We start from the raw sequence: 18,079 nt of genomic DNA on the forward strand, positions 1-18,079 counted from the left end.
CAGACAGCTACGTTTTCGCGTTTTCCACAAAGTTCCTGTTTTTTGGCTCCCACTTTTCATTCATTTGGGCAGATTGCCTCTTTACAGGACGCCTGACCTGAAATCCGGCGAATTTTTTTGTGAAAAATGCCCTCAAACCGCAGTCTGAGGGCCGTATACAGCAATATGGTTCTGATTTTGAGCTGCAACCCATCCAGCTCTGCTCAATAGATCAAGTGGAAATCGGTGAAGACCCAGCGGTCTTCCAGAAATTCATAGGGGAATGCATAGGACTCCACCCCTGTCACGGTAGAGCCGCCGTCTGCCAGCAGATCCACCTCTACTATGACAGAGTATCCCGCCTGGCCGTACGGCTTGATCTGGATGTCCGCCTGACCCTTGGACTCGTCCCGCTCCCGGCTGGTAGGCAGAACATACAGGGTCCCGTCCACATCCTGATACAGGGGATGGGCTCCGCCGGAGGCCAGCAGCGCATCCACCAGCTCCTCTGAAAACAGGCCCCGCAGATAGGCCCGCAGGTCTGCCAGATTTTCCATGCCCGGGTACTCCACCGGATAGTAAAGCCAGCCGTCTATGGTCTGCGTCTTCTCTCCGCAGGGCAGCGTCTCCAGGCTGAACCAGCCGTACGCCTCCTCCGCCCGGAAATAGGCCGCCTGGATCTCCTCGTCCGTCAGGGGACGGGCCTGACCCTCCAGCCTGACGGCGGACAGACCGCCCTCCGCATCCGGTGCAGAGGCCTCCGCAAAAACGGAAGGCGCTTCTCCCGCCGCCCCCTCGTCCGCGGCGGGCCCGCCGCACCCGGCCAGCGCCCACAGCGCCAGTGCCAGAAACAGCACGCTCCACCTCTTCATAGCTTCCTCTCTCCTTCTCCCAAACGGGCCGCCGGCACCGCGGGCCCACAGCCGCAAGGCTCTCCTCTCTGGTATCAGCGTATCACAGTTTTCAGAAAAATGCCATTCATTTTTTTACTTTTTTCCGTTTTTTCGACAGTTTTTTTGAAAAAGCCGCAAAAATGCCGCCCGGAACATTCCAGGCGGCAGAGGAGATCGGTCTCCCCGGGGAACTGCATATCGTCAGCGGAGCGAACCACATCCGCGGAAACTGTCAAGCGCCGGGCCGAAAAAAGAAAAATCCACGCCTCCGGCGTGGCTCTCCATCGGATTCCGTTCTCACCGCTCGCTGTGCTTCCAGCCGGCGTCCGTAAAGATCAGGTCGTCCACATCGTCGAGATCCCGCCAATTCCAATTCATCATACTGCTCCCTCCTTTCTCTCTGAGGATTACAGAATTCAGTATAGCAGGGTGGGCAGCCGTCTGCAAGGGCAGGAATATACAGTTTACATAAAATTTTTGCAAAGTTTTTGTGCAGGATTCTTCTCCCAGTAGGCCGAAACCATACGGAAGCCACCCGCCATTTCCGTCTTCTTTGTGTATTTTTCCACTCGTCATGTCCATACTATTTATGGTATAATAGCCGCGAAGCGGCTATTATACTGGCCGGGCATCTGCTCCGCGCCTGCGGAGGCGCCTTTTTGCAGCGCCCGCGCTTCCTACATTCGGATTTGCTTTTTCCACGTCTCGGACGTGCTGCGTTCCGCGGCGGAGGAGGCCGCGTTCACCATGCCCAAGCATCCCAAGCGCCGCACCCGGCGGAACCTGGCCGTGCTGGCCCTGTCCGCCCTGTGCCTGACCGGATTTCTCTACTGGGACAACACCGCTCTGCAGGTGACCCGGTTTGACCCTGTCTTTTCCGATCTGCCCGCCGGTTTTGATGGCTGCCGGATCGTGGTCCTCAGCGACCTCCACGGCGCCTCGTTCGGTGCGCACAACGCGGACCTGCTGGCGGCTGTGGCCGCGGAGCAGCCGGAGTACATCTTTTTTCTGGGGGATCTGGAGGACAAGTACCGGGGGCCGGAGGACGGCTACCCGGCGGAGACCGCCCGGGGACTTTCTGCCATTGCCCCCACCTACTACGTCACCGGCAACCACGAGTGGGCCGTGGGCGGAGTGCCGGCGCTGAAGGAAATCCTCACCGCCAACGGCGTCACGGTGTTGTCCAACCAATTCGTGCCCCTGGAGCGGAACGGGGACACCATTGTCCTGGCGGGCATCGACGATCCCAACGGCTACGCCGACCAGAAGACGCCGGAGGAACTGGCCGCCGAGGTCTACGCCGCCTGCGGCGACCCCTTCTGGATCCTGCTGGCCCACCGGAACAACCGGTTTGCGCGCCAGTACAGCCTGCTGGGGGCGGATCTGGTGTGCTCCGGCCATGCCCACGGCGGCATCGTCCGCCTGCCCGGGACGGACGGGCTGTTCTCCCATGACCTGGACCTGTTTCCCTCCTATACCGCCGGGCTGTATGAAGAAAACGGCTCCGTGCTGTTCGTCACCCGGGGCCTGGGGAATTCCGGGCCCTCCTTCCGGGTGTTCAACCGCCCGGAAATCGCTGTGCTGACGCTGCGCCGGGCGGAGGGCTAGTTCCGGCGGCAGGCTTCCGAGAGCCGCAGGCCCAGGGCAAGGCCCTGGCAAAAGCAGAACAGCCCATAGCCCCGGACCGGGTCCTCCCGCAGATACTCCGGCCACTGGCCTGAGTCCGGAGCCGGGACCCAGGCGAGGAAGAGTTCTTCCATGATATCGGGGATATGATACGAGTTATCCATCAAAGCCGCCTCCCATGAAGAATGGGTAAATCTATATTTGCACATTCGAATGTATCTTTTATTACCGTATCACACATTCGAATGTATGTCAAGAGGAGGCCCAATATGTTTGCTGATAAAATTCGAGTCCTTCGTAAAGAGAAAAAGCTGACCCAGGCAGAAGTCGCCAAGGAGGTCGGCCTGTCCGCCCGGGGCTATCAGGACCTGGAGCTGGGCGCCAAGCCGGGCTTTGATAATCTGCTCCACATCGCGGACTTCTACGATGTGTCCGTGGACTGGCTGATGGGCCGCACGGACAATCCCCATGCACACCGATGAAAGGATTTCCACCTTATGACCGAATTTCTCGCCGGACAATTTGATATCGCCGTGATCGGCGCGGGCCACGCCGGGATCGAGGCGGCGCTGGCCGCCGCCCGGCTGGGGATGGAGACCATCGTCTTTACCATCAATCTGGATGCGGTGGGCAACATGCCCTGCAACCCTGCTATCGGCGGCACCGGCAAGGGCCATCTGGTCCGGGAGCTGGACGCCCTGGGGGGCGAGATGGCGAAGGCCGCCGACGCGTGCTGCATCCAGTACCGGCTGCTGAACAAGGGAAAGGGCCCCGCCGTCTGGTCCCTCCGGGCCCAGGCGGACCGGCGGCGTTATCAGGAGTACATGAAGCACACCCTGGAGCAGCAGGACCATCTGACGGTCCGCCAGGGCGAGGTGGTGGAGGTCCGCACGGAGAACGGCGCGGTTTCCGCCGTGGTGCTGGCCACCGGGGCGGTGTTCTCCGTGAAGGCCGTGATCCTGGCCACCGGCACATATCTGGCGGGCCGCACCATCGTGGGCGAGTGCGTGGAGGAATCCGGCCCCGACGGGATGCACGCCGCCGGACGGCTGACGGACTCCCTGCTGAAGCTGGGCCTGCCCCTGCGGCGGTTCAAGACTGGCACCCCGCCCCGGGTCAACGCCAGGAGCGTGGACTTTGACGAGATGGAGCTCCAGCCCGGCGACGCCCTGCCGGTCCCCTTTTCATACGGCACCCAATCCCCGCCGGAGAATCGGGCAGTCTGCTGGCTCACCTGGACCACGGAGGAGACGCTCCGGATCGTCCGGGAGAATCTGGACCGGGCGCCCATGTACTCCGGCGTCATCGAGGGGGTGGGCCCCCGCTACTGCCCCTCCTTTGAGACCAAGGTGGTCCGGTTCCCGGACAAGCTCCGCCACCAGCTGTTTGTGGAGCCCATGGGCCTCAACACTGAAGAATTGTACATCCAGGGCTTCTCCTCCTCCATGCCGGAGGAGGTGCAGATCCGGATGCTCCGCAGCGTGCCGGGCCTGCGCCATGCCGTGATGACCCGGCCTGCCTACGCCATCGAATACGACTGCATCGACCCCCTGGCCCTGCGGCCCACCCTGGAGTGCAAGGCTGTGCCGGGCCTATACGGTGCCGGGCAGTTCAACGGTTCTTCCGGGTACGAGGAGGCGGCGGTCCAGGGCTTTGCGGCCGGGGTCAACGCCGTGCGGAAGCTGCGGGGCGAGTGCGATTTCATCCTCTCCCGGTCGGAGAGCTACATCGGCACCCTCATCGACGATCTCGTCACCAAGGGCACCAACGAGCCCTACCGGATGATGACCTCCCGCAGCGAATACCGCCTGCTCCTCCGGCAGGACAACGCCGACCAGCGGCTGACCCGCCGGGGGTACGACATCGGCCTGGTGCCGGAGGCGCGTCTGCGGGCCGTGGAGGCAAAGTACGACGCCGTGGCCCGGGAGATCGCCCGGCTGACCCACACCGGCGTCTCCCCCTCCCCCGCCCTGGCTGCGTTTTTGGCGGAAAAGGGCACGGCGGACGCCCCGGACGGCTGTCCCCTGGTTGCCCTGCTGCGGCGGCCCCAGCTCACCTACGCGGACCTGGCCCCCTTCGACCCGGACCGGCCGGACCTGCCGGCAGACGTGGCGGAGCAGGTGGAGATCAGCGTGAAGTACGAGGGGTACATCCAGCGCCAGCAGAAACAGGTGGAGGACTTCCAAAAAATGGAGCGGCGGCGCCTGCCGCCGGATCTGGACTATTCCTCCATCCAGGGGCTGCGGCTGGAGGCCCGTGAGAAGCTGAACGCCGTCCGCCCGGCGGACCTGGGGCAGGCCTCCCGGATCTCCGGCGTCAGCCCTGCCGACGTGACGGCGCTGATGATCTATCTGGAGCGGTAGTGCGGCGCCTGCCCCTGCTCCACTCCCAGGGCCAGGCCCAGCTGGAGGCCTCTGGCAAAGGCCGCGGTACACCATTGGAGACGCAGGCCCGCCACCTGGTCGAACAGGCCGAGGCGGATGTCCTCCGGCGCGGCGGCCAGCACCTCCTCCAGCACATGGTCCTGGAAGAGCGGCTCCTGGCACAGCGCCGCCTCTGCGTACTCGTCATAGAGCCATTCGTAAATTTCTTTCACAAGCGCCCTCCTTTCACGATATTATATATCGTGCTTATTGTAACACGAGATCTTGTATCAGTCAATAGAAAGGGACCCCTCTATGGATGTGATTCTGCCTATTTTTTCCCAGCGCCTGAAGCAGCTGCGCAGGGACCGCAAGATCACGCAGAAGGCGATGGCCGAGCTGCTTGGAAAAACCGAGCGCCATTATCAGGCAATCGAGGCCGGATGCATCAACGTCCCCGCCACACAGCTGATCTTTTTGGCCGGATATTTTCAAACAAGCGTGGACTACCTGCTGGGCCTCTCGGACCAGCGGTAACGCGCTCTCCCAGAACTTAGAAAAAGCACCATGCCCCGCCGCATGGAAGGAAAGGAAGCTCCCGCCCATGATTATCGACCTGACCCACACCATCACGCCGGAGATGCCCATGTATCCCGGCTCCGCCGCCCCCTCCATCAAGCCCACCGGCTCCCTGACCCGGGACGGGTTCCGGGAGACCCAGTTGACCATCGCCTCCCACACCGGCACCCACATGGACGCCCCGTCCCACATGCTTCCCCGGGGCTCCACGCTGGAGGTGCTGCCCGCCTCCCAGTTCTGCGGCCGGGCCGTGGTGCTGGACGTATCGGACCTGCCGCCCCGGAGCGTCATCACCGCCGACTACCTCCGGGAGCAGAACGGGACCATCCGCTCGGCGGATTTCGTGCTGTTCTACACCGGCTGGGAGCGGAAGTGGGGCACCGGCGCCTATTATGACGACGATTTCCCCGTGCCGGACCAGGAGGCGGCCAAATATCTGGTTTCCTGCGGCCTCAAGGGCGTGGGGACCGACGCCCTCAGCGTGGACACCCTGCGGGATCAGCAGTTCCTGGCCCACAAAACTCTGCTGGACGGCGGTCTGGTGATCCTGGAGAGCCTGTGCCTGAAAAAGGTCGTGGGGCGCACCGACCTGATGCTTTTCGCACTGCCCCTGAAATTTGAGAACGCCGACGGCGCGCCGGTGCGCGCCATCGCGGAATTCCGGGACTTCCCGGAGGAAAAGGAGATGGAGGCGCTTTGAGAAAGTTTCTGGCCATCCTGGTGTGCAAGCTGGGCCGCGCCGTGGGCAAGCTGGTGGGCAAGGGCAGCTCTATGCCCGGCAAATTCGCCCTGAAGATCTGCCCCGATATCCTCGCCCGGGTCCAGCTGCCCAGCCACATCATCGCCGTCACCGGCTCCAACGGCAAAACCTCCACCGTGGAGATGATCGCCGCCATCCTGCGGGCCGGGGGCAAAACCGTGGTCTACAATGAAGAGGGCTCCAACCAGATCGAGGGCGTCACCACGCTGGTGCTGACCCACGCGTCTCTCACGGGCCGGGTGCGGGCGGATGTGCTGCTGATCGAGTCCGACGAGCGGTACGCAGCCCAGAGCTTCCGGTACTTCCACCCCACGGAGTTCGTCATCACCAATCTCTACCGGGACCAGCTGACCCGGAACGGCCATCCGGAGTGGGTGTATGACGCCATTCTCCCGGCCCTCCATCCGGAGACGGAGCTGATCCTGAACGCCGACGATCCCCTGTCCAGCTGCTTTGCCCGGGGACGGGACAGGGTGAAGTGGTTCGGCCTGGACCGCTGCCCCTCCGACACCGCGTCCCCCACCGGCGTGTACCACGACGGGGCCTGCTGTCCGGTGTGCCATGCCCCCATGGAATATGACTACGTCCACTACAACCACATCGGCGCTTTCCGCTGCACGAAATGCGGCCATCACAAGCCCGCCACGGACTACACCGCCACGGCGCTGGACCTGGGCCGGGGCACCCTGACCATCGACAGCTCCATCACCATCCAGCTGGCCTTCCGCAGCATCTACAACGTCTACAACATCCTGGCGGCCTATGCCGCCTGCCGGGAGTGCGGCGTGGCGGCGGACACCGCCGCCGGGGTCATCAACAACTACATCCTGAAGAACGGACGGATGCAGAAATTCACCCTGGGGGAGCACCGGGGGATGCTGCTAACCAGCAAGCATGAGAACTCCATCGCCTACGACACGAACCTCCGCTACATCCGCGCCGCCCAGGAGCCCTGCACCGTCCTGGTGATCGTGGACGCGGTGAGCCGGAAGTACTTCACCAGCGAGACCAGCTGGCTGTGGGACATCGACTTCGACCAGCTGAACGCCCCCCAGGTGCAGCGGATCATCCTCTCCGGCCGGTATTGCAACGATCTGGCGGAGCGGTTCTCCTTCACGGACATTCCCCGGGAAAAGGTCACGGTCCAGGCGGACATCCCCGCCGCGGCGGCGGAGCTGAAGGCGGACGGCAGTGAAAACGTATACGTGGTCACCTGCTTCTCGGACCGGGACAAGATTCTCTCCCAGGTGGTAAAGGAGGCGTGAGGACATGGAACTGAAGATCATCCACTTTTATCCGGATCTCATGAGCCTCTACGGCAGCTATGCCAATGTGTCCGTCCTGCGGCGGTATCTGGAGGCCCTGGGCTGCGCCGTCACGGTACAGGCCGTTGTCCCGGGGGAGGGCGCAGACATCACCAGCGCCGACTTTCTCTTTATGGGAGCCGGCACGGAGCGGGCCCAGCGGTTTGCGGCGGAGGACTTCGCCCGGTATAGCGCGGCGGTGAAGGCCGCGGCAGAGGACGGCACCGCCATGCTGTTCGCCGGCACAGCTATGGAGCTCTTAGGCGCCTCTGTCACCGACAGGGACGGGGACACGTATCCCGGCATCGGTCTGGCCTCTTTCACCACGGTCCAGGGCAAGCGGCGGATCGTAGGGGATGTGTACGGCGTTACAGCCCTGTTTCCGGAGGCCGTGGTGGGCTTCATGAACAAGTGCGGCCAAATCCGCGGCGTGGAGGCGCCGCTGCTCACCGGTCTCTCTCTAGGCTTCGGCAATGAGGCGGAGAAGGGCCCGGAGGGCTTCCACTGGAAGAACGTGTTCGCCTCTGAGCTCACCGGGCCAGTTCTGGTAAAGAACCCCCGGCTGCTGGAGGCTGTGGCGGACGCCATCTGTACCCGGCGGGGCATTTCCCTGCCAGAGGAGCGGCCGTCCTTCCCCTATGCAGAGGCGGGCTACGCCATCACAGCAGAGCAGCTGAAGCTGCGTGCCGAGGCCCGGCAGTGATTGCAGGGAGAATCCGCCAGGACGGCCGCCTGTGGGCGGCCGTCCTGTTTTTTGCAGAGGCCCGCCGGGGCCGTGCGCATCCAACTCCAGCCACAGACTGACGCAGGGAAGCGCGACCATGGGGGACATTGCCCGGAAAACGGACCGGGGAGCGGTTGCAAGCCGCTCCCCGGTCTTATTTTATTCCGTATTGCTTAAAACCTCATTGTGCTTATCCACCACGCTGATCTCCAAATCCCGGTAATCCGCGGTGTTCGGCTCCTCCGTCACCCGCAGCAGCCAGGGGGCCTCATACTCCGTATCCAGCAGCTGCCCATTCTGTGTCACCACACAGTAAGGTGTAAAATTCTCTCCCAGGATGAACCAGTCCCCCGCCCGCTGCTCCATACCGGTGATCTCGATGGGCACCATGCCCATCTCCATCTCCGTGGGTCTGTAGCGGGCCTCGCCCTCATAGCAGTATCCTTTTCCATAGAGGGCGTCATATTGCAGCATCCGCAGGTCCGCCCGGTATGTAGGCTCCTCCCGGCAGGTCTGCTGGAAGGCGGTCATCAGCCCGGTGGTGATGCCCAGGCGGCCCAGCACAGCGGCGGAGAGCTGATAGGCCGCCAGGGGCTCGTCCTGCTGTTCCAGCCCAAAGTTGTCCCAGATGATGTACTCTGTGCGGTAGAGGCTGCTGCTCTCCATGTTCTCGGCCTCCAGCCCCAGCGCCGGCAGGTGATCGCCGTAGAGCACCAGCACCGTCCGCTCGTCCCGGGCCTCCAGCTCCTGGATCAGATCCCCCACAAAGGCGTCCATCTCATGAATCTGGTTCACATAATACTCCAAGGCCCAGCGGTACGCCTCATCGGGGCACACTTCCACCGTGACGGCCGGGTCCTCCAGCTCCGGCTCCATGGGGTATTTGCCGTGGCCCTGGACAGAGACCGTGAACACCAGATCCGCCTGATCCTCCGTCACATCCAGCGCCTGGAGGATCTGGTCCTTCAGCACACCGTCCTTAGCCCAGTTGGTAGGCGTCTTCTCCACCGCAGGCATATACTCCAGGGCGGTAAAATCATCAAAGCCCAGATTGGGATAGACCTCGTTCCGGCTGTAAAAGGCCGCCCGGTGATTGTGGATGGCATGGGTCGCGTAGCCGTTTTCCTTCAGGTCGTAGGCCACAGACTCCACGGTCTGATCCTTCAGGCAGGTCTGGAAGGGGTACTCCCCGGGTCCGAAGAACCGGCTGCTCATACCGGTAAGCACCTCGAACTCTGTATTGGCTGTGCCCGCGCCCACCACCGGCACCGTCAGATAGCCGGAGGAATACGCTTCCTTCAGCGCCGTCCAGTTGGGCACCGGATCCTCCGACAGCTCCAGGCCCTGGATCATGGATGGATCAATATAGGACTCCAGCTGGATGAAGATCACATTCACATCCGTCTGCGGATCGGCGGAGAGCGCCGCCGTCTTCTCCTCCACCGACCGGACAATATCCGCCACCGCCTTCTGGCTGTAATTGGCCGGGCGGCGGATCCCCCGGTTCAGCCAGGTCTGCAGGAAGCAGTAGGAAAAGCCGTAGTCCTCGTAGGCAAAGGCCAGGTTGGCAAACTGGTCTGACAGGTTGCCTGTGAAAAAGGCCAGGGCGCATCCGCCGCCCATCAGGGCGCCGGAGACCGCCATCGCTCCGATGCCGGTGAGAATCCGGGTCCGCAGCGGACAGCTGCTGCGGGGCCCCTTCCAGAACAGCAGCACCAGCCCTGCGGCCACCAGCACCAGCGCCGCGATCAGCAGAATGATGTAGCCGGTGGAGAGATAGTTGGGGACCGTGTCCAGCCCCGTTTCAAACACCGTCAGATCCGCCACGGTGAAGGGCGTCATACGGTTGAGGAGGATGAACCCGTTCACGCCGCCGCAGATCAGCCACAAGAAGGACACCAATGCGCACCAGAACGCCCGCCGCCGCAGAAAAAAGGCGGGGCAGAGCGTCAGCAGTACAATCAGGAAATTCACCAGAAATGCCAGCGGTTCCTCCGTCATAAAGCGCCAAAAGCCGGCGGGCCCATCTGTGAAGCTCTTGTGATTGAACAGCTCCACCACGACGGTGACCGCTAAAGCCAGCAGCGGAAGATACAGGAACGCTCTGCGTTCCTGTCGATGCCGTTCGGCATCCGCGGCCGCCGGCGGCAATGTCTGTTGCATCGGAATGACCTTCTTTCTTTTCATAGATTTTTTATTATAGCGCCTTTCCCTCTGCAATTCCATGAATTTTTTGCGAACTTTTTTCTTTTTCTTTTCTAAAATTTCATCTGATTTTGAAGAAAGTCTCCCTGCTCCATCGTATTAGAAACTGCGGCGGAAGCCTCTTGACAGACGGCCCCATTTGTATTATTGTACTATCGTAATAGTACATTGAGAGGAGCGGATTTCATTTGCAGCAGCGATCCAAGTTCATTCAAAGAACCAGCGCTCTGGCGCTGGCGGCGGTCCTGGCACTCGGCATGGGTGTTCAGGCGGCCGGACCGAGCACATCCACAGTGGATGACCGGCGGGAGGACCTGACCATATTTTATGAGACGCTGAAAGACAGCCATCCGGATCTTTTTGCCAACACGCCGGAGGAGACCTTCCTGGCCCGCAAAGCAGAGCTTACAGAGCATCTGGACACCGCAAGCGACGTAGAATTTCTCTTCGGCCTGCAGAGTCTGGCCGCGCTTGTGGGCGACTCCCACACCAGCGTCCAGGTGGCGGACAGCGTGGTGGACCAGCTGAATGCCTATCCCATGGTGTTGTCCTGGCGGGACGGGCACTGGTACCTGACCACAGTTCCGGCTGAGGAACAGGATCTGCTGGGCGCGGAGGTCACCGCCATAGGCGGCCGCTCTATGGCAGAGGTGGTGGAGACCTTTGGCCGCGTGCTCAGTGCCGACAACCCGGTGAAGCTGCGGCGGCAGTACCGGCAGGTGTGCAATGTGGCGGATTACTACGCCTATCTGGGTCTGGCAAAGGCGGGTGAGCCTCTGGCCCTCACCCTGGCTGACGGCAAGACCGTCTCCATCGCTCCCATGCCCTACCTCTCCCTGGGAGAGGCGGAAATTGTCCAGCTAGGCGCTGAGGTGCCCCAGCCCGCCACTGCCCGCCAGAAGTGCAATTACTGCGCACTTCCGCTGAGCGGGCAGGTCTACTATATCCAGTACAACGTCTGCCAGGAGGACCCGGCGCTGCCCATGGAGGACTTTGCCGCCCAGGTGCAGGCGGACCTGGAGGCCGGAGGTTACAGCCGCGTTCTCGTGGACCTGCGGAACAACGGCGGCGGGTCAGACGGCGTAATCTGGCCTCTGCTGTCCGTCCTGCGGCAGGAGATGGATGATGGGACCGAGGTGGTGGGACTCATCGGAGAGGCCACCTTCTCCTCTGCCATCATCAATGCCGTAGAGCTGCAGGAAATGGGCATCCCGCTGGTGGGAGAGCCTGCCAGCGGCAGCGTGGACCACTTTGGCTCCGTCAGTGGCTTTTCTCTGCCCAACTCCGGCATCCAGATTGGTGTCTCCTCCAAATACATCGACCTGGGCACCCTGCTGGACGCCGACGCCGGACGGGGCGTGGAGTCTCTGGAGCCGGATATCGCCGTTCCCCAAACCATGGCGGATACCCTGGCGGGCAGAGACACCGCTGTGGAGTGGCTGCTGGCCCATCCGGAGACGCTGGAACAGCGGGAATACCCGGATGCGCCGCTCACCCGGGGGCGGTTCGTGGGGCTGCTGTATGCTGCGGCCGGGTCCCCTGCCGCAGCGGCGGAGGCCGGTTTCCAGGATCTGCTGGGCATCGAGTGGTTCCTGCCGGCGGTGAACTGGGCCGCGGAGACCGGCGTCACCGGCGGTACGGCGGAGGGCGCCTTTGCGGCCGCCCGGTACCTCACCTGGCAGGAAGCCGCCGTCTTTCTCGTCCGCACTGTGGAGGCCCTGGGGCTGGAGCCGGAGGCTGTCCGCACCGCGCCTCTGCCCGATGCGCTGGCGGAGGGTGCCTGGGACCAAACCGCTCTGGAACTGGCCTGGGAATGGGGCCTGCTTCCGGAAGACGCGGGCAGCGCCGCCGAAATCGCTCGGGTCCAGGGCGGGGCCATGGCGGATGCCTTTGCGGCCCTGCTGTAACCCCACGAATCGTCTGACCAGAAACAGCCCCCGAACGCTGCGGCGTCCGGGGGCTGTCTCAACCTCTCTGACGGCGGTGTGCCGCTGTTCTCTGACGGGCTGTCTTCCAGGCGCACGTCCCGGCAGAGAAAAGGACCGCGGGATAACTCCCGCGGTCCTCTGATATGGTATATGCTTACTCGCTGTACATGGCCTTCAGCTTCAGCAGGTGCTGATAGCGATCCATGGCAGCTTTCTCGTTGCGCTGGAACAGCTCGCCGGCGCGGTCGGGGAACTCGCGGGTCAGACGGCTGTACCGGGCCTCGTTCATCAGGAACTCCTGATAGCCGCCAGTCGGCTCCTTGGAGTCCAGCGTGAACTTGGCACCCTCAGCGGCGGGGTTGAAGCGGAACAGGTTCCAGTAGCCGCACTCCACAGCCTTCTTCATTTCCTTCTGGCAGTTCATCATGCCGCCCTTGATGGAGTGCATCTCGCAGGGGGCGTAGCCGATAATCAGGGACGGGCCGGGATAAGCCTCGGCCTCCTGAATGGCCTTCAGGGTCTGGGCGGGGTTGGCACCCATGGCCACCTGAGCCACGTAGATATAGCCGTAACTCATGGCGATCTCCGCCAGGGACTTTTTCTTGATCTCCTTGCCGGCCGCGGCGAACTGCGCCACCTGGCCGATGTTGGACGCCTTGGAGGCCTGGCCGCCGGTATTGGAGTACACCTCGGTATCAAAGACGAAGACATTCACATCGTTGCCGGAGGCCAGGACGTGGTCCAGACCGCCGAAGCCGATGTCGTAGGCCCAGCCGTCGCCGCCGAAGATCCACATGGACTTCTTGGACAGGAACTCCTTGTCCGCCAGAATCTCAGCAGCCAGCTTGCAGGCGTCACACTGGCACAGCGTCTCGCCCTTTGCCTTCAGCTCCTCGCCGAAGGCATGGATCTCCGCCTTGGGATTGGCCAGCAGCTCGTCCACAGTGCAGATGCTGCTCTCCAGGGCGGCGATGTATGCCTTGGTGGCCTCGCCGTTGGCGGCGCTGTCCTCCATGGTGTCCAGCCACTTCTGGCCGGCCTCCTTCAGAGCGGGCACTGCCCAATCCTTGGCAATCAGCTCCCGGGTCAGATCCGCCAGACGGCTGCGGGTGGCCTGCTGGCCCAGATACATGCCCAGGCCGTGCTCAGCGTTATCCTCGAACAGGGAGTTGGCCCAAGCGGGACCATGGCCTTCCTTGTTGGTGCAGTAGGGAGAGGTGGCAGCCGGACCGCCCCAGATGGAGGAGCAGCCGGTGGCGTTGGAGATGTACATCCGGTCACCGAACAGCTGGGTAATCAGGCGGGCATAGCTGGTCTCGGCGCAGCCGGCGCAGGAGCCGGAGAACTCCAGCATGGGCTGACGGAACTGGCTGCCCTTGACGGTGTTGTCCTGCATGTCCTTCTTCTCGGACACCTGGGAGACGCAGTAGTTGAAGACCTCCTGCTGGGCGGCCTCCTGCTCCTGGTCCACCATGGTCAGGGCGTCCACCGGGCACTGGCCCACGCACACGGCGCAGCCCATGCAGTCCAGCGGGCTGATGGCCATGGTGTACTTGTACACGCCCTTGCCCTTGCCGGCCTTCACGTCCACGATCTTGGCGGCGGCGGGGGCATTCTTGGCCTCCTCCTCCGTCAGAGCGAAGGGACGGATGGTGGCGTGGGGGCAGACATAGGCGCAGTTGTTACACTGGATGCACTTGGTGGAATCCCAGGTGGGAACGGACACGGCCACGCCGCGCTTCTCATAGGCGGCGGCGCCCAGCTCGAACTGGCCGTCCACATGCTTGACGAAGGCGGACACGGGCAGGCTGTCGCCGTCCATGCGGCCCACGGGGTCCAGAATCGTGCTGACCTGCTCCACCAGAGCGGCGGGGCCCTCGTGCTTGACGGGCTCGGCCTCGTCCACAGCGTTGGCCCAGTCGGCGGGCACATCGAACTTCTTGTAGGCGGTGGCGCCGGCGTCGATGGCCTTGTGGTTCATGTCCACGATGTCCTGGCCCTTCTTCAGGTAGGAGTGGGTGGCGGCGTCCTTCATGTAGCCCACAGCCTCGCTCTCAGGCATGACCTTAGCCAGAGAGAAGAAGGCGGACTGCAGGATGGTGTTGGTGCGCTTGCCCATGCCGATTTCCTTGGCCAGGTCGATGGCGTTGATGGTGTAGACCTGAATGTTGTTCTTGGCGATGTAGCGCTTGGAGGCGGCATCCAGATGGTGGCTCAGCTCCTCGTCGCTCCACTGGCAGTTGATCAGGAACACACCGCCGGGCTTCACGTCCCGGACAATGGGGAAGTGCTTGGTGATGTAGGCGGGCACGTGGCAGGCCACGAAGTCGGCCTTGTTGATGTAGTAGGAAGACTTGATGGGGGAGTCGCCGAAGCGCAGGTGGCTGATGGTGACGCCGCCGGTCTTCTTGGAGTCGTACTGGAAGTACGCCTGGACATACTTGTCGGTATGGTCGCCGATGATCTTGATGGAGTTCTTGTTGGCGCCCACGGTGCCGTCGCCGCCCAGGCCCCAGAACTTGCACTCAATCGTACCGGCGGGAGCCACGCTAGGAGCGGGCTTCTCCTCCAGGCTCAGGTGGGTCACATCGTCCACGATGCCGATGGTGAACTCGCGCTTCATGGAATCCTTCTTCAGCTCGTCATACACGGCGAAGACGGAGGCGGGCGGGGTGTCCTTGCTGCCCAGGCCGTAACGGCCGCCGATCACCTGGATGTCGGTCCGGCCGGCGTTGGCCAGAGCAGTGACCACGTCCATGTACAGGGGCTCGCCCTGGGAGCCGGGCTCCTTGGTGCGGTCCAGCACGGCGATCTTCTTGCAGGTGGCGGGGATGGCGGCGAGCAGCTTGTCCGCACGCCAGGGCCGGTACAGCCGGACCTTGATGAGGCCCACCTTCTCGCCGCCCGCATTCAGATAGTCGATGACCTCCTCAGCCACGTCGCAGATGGAGCCCATGGCGATGATGACGCGGTCTGCGTCGGCAGCGCCGTAGTAGTTGAACAGCTGATAGTCGGTACCCAGCTTCTCGTTGATCTTGCCCATGTACTTCTCCACCACGTCGGGCAGAGCGGTGTAGTAGCTGTTGCAGGCCTCACGATGCTGGAAGAAGATGTCGCCGTTCTCGTGAGAGCCGCGCATGTTGGGCCGCTCGGGATTCAGGGCGTGCTTGCGGAACGCCGCCACGGCGTCCATGTCGCACATCTCCTTCAGGTCATCGTAATCCCACACGGCGACCTTCTGGATCTCGTGAGAGGTCCGGAAACCGTCGAAGAAGTTCACGAAGGGAACGCGGCCCTCAATGGCGGCCAGATGGGCCACGGGCGCCAGGTCCATGACCTCCTGCACGTTGCCCTCGCACAGCATGGCGAAGCCGGTCTGGCGGCAGGCCATGACGTCGGAGTGGTCGCCGAAAATGTTCAGGGCGTGGGTGGACACGGTACGGGCGGACACATGGAACACGCAGGGCAGCAGCTCGCCGGCGATCTTGTACATATTGGGGATCATCAGCAGCAGGCCCTGGGATGCGGTGTAGGTGGTGGTCAGCGCACCGGCGGCCAGGGAGCCGTGGACCGTGCCGGAGGCACCCGCCTCGGACTGCATCTCGACGACCTTGACAGTGGTGCCGAAAATGTTCTTCTGACCAGCGGCGGACCACTGGTCGACCAAGTCTGCCATGGGAGAGGACGGGGTGATGGGATAGATCCCCGCCACTTCGGTAAACGCATAGCTGACATACGCAGCTGCGTTGTTACCGTCCATGGACTTGAACTTTCTTGCCATAAACTTACCTCCTATAAATGTGCTGCCCACACGACAGCATTCTGAACCAACATGAACACGGTCGCATTCCCCCGAATGCTCATGCAGTGCTATTATATCACTTGAAATTTGCCGTGTAAATAACTGCCTTGTTATTTTTTGCGCAAATTTTCTGGTTTCTGCGGAAACGTCAAGACTTCCTGGAATTTTCAGGCCAGTTTTGGAATCCGGGGTTTCTTATTTCGTCGTTTTGTGGTAAACTGACTTCCGTGAAAACGGCGGTTTTCGACAATTCGCAATCGGCTCTTCCGGCAGCGGGCGGCAGCCTGGAGCGGGAGGGCTTCTGGAGGTGGTCGTTTATGGTGGTGACGGTGCGCTCCCTGGGACTGAACGGCATTGCCGGGTATGCGGTCAGCGCGGAGTGCTTCCTCTCCGGCGGGCTGCCCGCCTTTGACATCGTGGGTCTGCCGGACGCCGCCGTGCGGGAGGCCCGGGAGCGAGTCCGGGCGGCGGTGAAGAACTGCGGGGCCAAGTTCCCCGTCAGCCGAATCACGGTGAATCTGGCCCCGGCCGGGCAGAAAAAGGCGGGCACAGTCTACGACCTGCCCATCTTTGTGGGGCTGCTGGCCGCAGGACGGGAGCTGCCGCCGCCGGCCCAGCAAGCGGCGTTTATCGGGGAGCTGTCCCTCACCGGGGCGCTGCGGGGCGTCACCGGCGTGCTGCCCATGGCCCTGGCAGCCCGGGACGCCGGTGTGAAGGAGCTGTATGTCCCGGCGGAGAACGCCGCTGAGGCCACGCTGGCAGGCGGCCTCACCGTCTACGGCGTACCGGATGTGGGGGCGCTGGTGCGCCACTTGCGGGGCGAGGAGCGCCTCTCCCCCGCCCCGGCCTGGGTGCCGGAGGCAGAGGAGGCCGCCGGGCCGGATCTGCGGGATGTGATGGGCCAGGAAAATGCCAGGCGGGCCCTGGAGATCGCCGCGGCAGGCGGCCACAACCTGCTGCTGATCGGCTCCCCCGGCGCAGGCAAGTCCATGCTGGCCAAGCGGCTGCCCTCCATCCTGCCGGATATGAGCCGGGAGGAGGCGCTGGAGGTCTCCGGCATCTGGTCCGTGGCGGGGCTGGCGGACCCGCAGCACCCCCTGCTGACCCGGCGCCCCTTCCGCAGCCCCCACCACACCGCATCCGCCGCCGCCCTCACCGGAGGCGGGCCGCTGCTGCGGCCGGGGGAGATCTCCCTGGCCCACAACGGCGTGCTGTTTCTGGACGAGCTGCCGGAGTTCCACCGGGACGTGCTGGAGGCCATGCGCCAGCCCCTGGAGGACGGCACGGTGACAGTGGCCCGCTCCGGCGGGACGCTGCACCTGCCCGCCCGGTTCCAGCTGGTGTGCGCCATGAACCCCTGTCGGTGCGGCTGGCGAGGGCACCCCTCCGGGCGGTGTACCTGCTCGGACCGGGAGGTGGCCAAGTATGTGGAGAAGATCTCCGGCCCCCTGCTGGACCGGATCGACCTCCACGTCAGTGTTCCCGCGGTGGAATACGCATCCATGCGGCGGAAAGAGACGCCGGAGAGCTCCGCCGATGTGAAGTACCGGGTGGACGCGGCCCGGGCTGTCCAGACCGCCCGCTTTGCCGGCACCGGCGTCACCTGCAACGCCCACATGACCGCCCACATGATCGGGCAGTTCTGCTGCCTGGACCACGCCGGCGATGCGCTGATGAAGTCCGCCTTCGAGCGGATGGGCCTCACCGCCCGGTCTCATGATCGGATTCTGCGGGTAGCCCGGACCATCGCGGACCTGGACGGTGCGGCGGACATCAGGCCGGAGCATCTGGCAGAGGCCATCCAGTTCCGGAATACCGATATTTTGAAGGGATAACCGGGTCCCCGCCGCAGCCCAGCGCAGCGGACTTTACGGGGGCAAGGCCGAAGCCATTCCGTTCCGGAACCGGACATTCCC

At 63.3% G+C, this 18,079-nt stretch carries 14 protein-coding genes; 9 read left to right on the forward strand and 5 right to left on the reverse strand.

Annotated features, from left to right (window positions below; translation table 11 throughout):
* Window positions 1-203: 203 nt before the first annotated feature.
* Window positions 204-851, reverse strand: coding sequence for a hypothetical protein (locus DN611_RS15795; protein WP_119311817.1), 648 nt, complete (start codon window positions 849-851; stop codon window positions 204-206).
* Between the two features lie 768 nt (window positions 852-1,619).
* Between DN611_RS15795 and DN611_RS15805 the strand changes: the two genes are divergently transcribed.
* Complete coding sequence (locus DN611_RS15805; RefSeq protein ID WP_051319946.1) at window positions 1,620-2,480, forward strand: metallophosphoesterase; 861 nt, start codon at window positions 1,620-1,622, stop codon at window positions 2,478-2,480.
* Here the strand turns inward: DN611_RS15805 and DN611_RS15810 are convergent.
* Entirely contained in the window at window positions 2,477-2,662 is a 186-nt protein-coding gene (locus DN611_RS15810) for a hypothetical protein (RefSeq protein WP_119311818.1), read from the reverse strand. The two genes, DN611_RS15805 and DN611_RS15810, sit on opposite strands and share 4 nt — an antisense overlap.
* Window positions 2,663-2,767: 105 nt before the next feature.
* Between DN611_RS15810 and DN611_RS15815 the strand changes: the two genes are divergently transcribed.
* A complete protein-coding gene (locus DN611_RS15815) occupies window positions 2,768-2,980 on the forward strand; it encodes a helix-turn-helix domain-containing protein (protein ID WP_119311819.1) in 213 nt (70 codons plus the stop codon).
* 15 nt (window positions 2,981-2,995) lie between these two features.
* Window positions 2,996-4,861 carry a tRNA uridine-5-carboxymethylaminomethyl(34) synthesis enzyme MnmG gene (gene mnmG, locus DN611_RS15820; RefSeq protein WP_119311820.1) on the forward strand — a complete coding sequence of 622 codons (1,866 nt, stop codon included), beginning with the start codon at window positions 2,996-2,998 and terminating at the stop codon, window positions 4,859-4,861.
* On the opposite strand, the gene DN611_RS15825 is transcribed toward mnmG, so the two are convergent.
* Complete coding sequence (locus tag DN611_RS15825) at window positions 4,846-5,094, reverse strand: hypothetical protein (RefSeq protein ID WP_021750806.1); 249 nt, start codon at window positions 5,092-5,094, stop codon at window positions 4,846-4,848. The two genes, mnmG and DN611_RS15825, sit on opposite strands and share 16 nt — an antisense overlap.
* An 82-nt stretch (window positions 5,095-5,176) precedes the next feature.
* On the opposite strand from DN611_RS15825, the gene DN611_RS15830 reads away from it, so the two are divergent.
* From DN611_RS15830 to DN611_RS15845, 4 genes are all read left to right on the forward strand, one after another.
* Window positions 5,177-5,398: a helix-turn-helix domain-containing protein gene (locus DN611_RS15830; RefSeq protein ID WP_021750807.1), complete on the forward strand. Its 222-nt coding sequence runs from the start codon at window positions 5,177-5,179 to the stop codon at window positions 5,396-5,398.
* Window positions 5,399-5,465: 67 nt separating this feature from the next.
* Window positions 5,466-6,140: a cyclase family protein gene (locus DN611_RS15835; RefSeq protein ID WP_021750808.1), complete on the forward strand. Its 675-nt coding sequence runs from the start codon at window positions 5,466-5,468 to the stop codon at window positions 6,138-6,140.
* Window positions 6,137-7,465, forward strand: a complete 1,329-nt coding sequence (locus DN611_RS15840) for a Mur ligase family protein (protein ID WP_021750809.1) — start codon at window positions 6,137-6,139, stop codon at window positions 7,463-7,465. The genes DN611_RS15835 and DN611_RS15840 overlap by 4 nt, the downstream gene beginning before the upstream one ends.
* 4 nt (window positions 7,466-7,469) lie before the next feature.
* Entirely contained in the window at window positions 7,470-8,207 is a 738-nt protein-coding gene (locus tag DN611_RS15845) for a type 1 glutamine amidotransferase (RefSeq protein WP_021750810.1), read from the forward strand.
* A 180-nt stretch (window positions 8,208-8,387) separates the two neighbouring features.
* Here the strand turns inward: DN611_RS15845 and DN611_RS15850 are convergent, their stop codons facing one another.
* The gene (locus tag DN611_RS15850) at window positions 8,388-10,391 is read right to left on the reverse strand and encodes an LTA synthase family protein (protein ID WP_160117456.1); all 2,004 of its coding nucleotides are present in this window, start codon (window positions 10,389-10,391) and stop codon (window positions 8,388-8,390) included.
* A gap of 230 nt (window positions 10,392-10,621) precedes the next feature.
* Between DN611_RS15850 and DN611_RS15855 the strand changes: the two genes are divergently transcribed.
* The gene (locus tag DN611_RS15855) at window positions 10,622-12,340 is read left to right on the forward strand and encodes a hypothetical protein (protein ID WP_119311822.1); all 1,719 of its coding nucleotides are present in this window, start codon (window positions 10,622-10,624) and stop codon (window positions 12,338-12,340) included.
* Between the two features lie 175 nt (window positions 12,341-12,515).
* Here the strand turns inward: DN611_RS15855 and nifJ are convergent, their stop codons facing one another.
* Entirely contained in the window at window positions 12,516-16,142 is a 3,627-nt protein-coding gene (gene nifJ / locus DN611_RS15860; protein ID WP_119311823.1) for a pyruvate:ferredoxin (flavodoxin) oxidoreductase, read from the reverse strand.
* A 338-nt stretch (window positions 16,143-16,480) separates the two neighbouring features.
* Between nifJ and DN611_RS15865 the strand changes: the two genes are divergently transcribed.
* Complete coding sequence (locus DN611_RS15865; RefSeq protein ID WP_119311824.1) at window positions 16,481-17,998, forward strand: YifB family Mg chelatase-like AAA ATPase; 1,518 nt, start codon at window positions 16,481-16,483, stop codon at window positions 17,996-17,998.
* The last annotated feature ends 81 nt before the right edge of the window (window positions 17,999-18,079 follow it).

It is taken from the genome of Oscillibacter sp. PEA192, from assembly GCF_003574015.1.
In the GTDB taxonomy this organism is placed as follows: domain Bacteria; phylum Bacillota; class Clostridia; order Oscillospirales; family Oscillospiraceae; genus Oscillibacter; species Oscillibacter welbionis.

Bases quoted from the DNA above. Each gene is read 5' to 3' on its own strand.
- DN611_RS15795 (WP_119311817.1), bottom strand. From the start codon at position 851: ATGAAGAGGTGGAGCGTGCTGTTTCTGGCACTGGCGCTGTGGGCGCTG.
- DN611_RS15805 (WP_051319946.1), top strand. From the start codon at position 1,620: ATGCCCAAGCATCCCAAGCGCCGCACCCGGCGGAACCTGGCCGTGCTG.
- DN611_RS15810 (WP_119311818.1), bottom strand. From the start codon at position 2,662: ATGGATAACTCGTATCATATCCCCGATATCATGGAAGAACTCTTCCTC.
- DN611_RS15815 (WP_119311819.1), top strand. From the start codon at position 2,768: ATGTTTGCTGATAAAATTCGAGTCCTTCGTAAAGAGAAAAAGCTGACC.
- mnmG (WP_119311820.1), top strand. From the start codon at position 2,996: ATGACCGAATTTCTCGCCGGACAATTTGATATCGCCGTGATCGGCGCG.
- DN611_RS15830 (WP_021750807.1), top strand. From the start codon at position 5,177: ATGGATGTGATTCTGCCTATTTTTTCCCAGCGCCTGAAGCAGCTGCGC.
- DN611_RS15835 (WP_021750808.1), top strand. From the start codon at position 5,466: ATGATTATCGACCTGACCCACACCATCACGCCGGAGATGCCCATGTAT.
- DN611_RS15845 (WP_021750810.1), top strand. From the start codon at position 7,470: ATGGAACTGAAGATCATCCACTTTTATCCGGATCTCATGAGCCTCTAC.
- DN611_RS15850 (WP_160117456.1), bottom strand. From the start codon at position 10,391: ATGCAACAGACATTGCCGCCGGCGGCCGCGGATGCCGAACGGCATCGA.
- nifJ (WP_119311823.1), bottom strand. From the start codon at position 16,142: ATGGCAAGAAAGTTCAAGTCCATGGACGGTAACAACGCAGCTGCGTAT.
- DN611_RS15865 (WP_119311824.1), top strand. From the start codon at position 16,481: ATGGTGGTGACGGTGCGCTCCCTGGGACTGAACGGCATTGCCGGGTAT.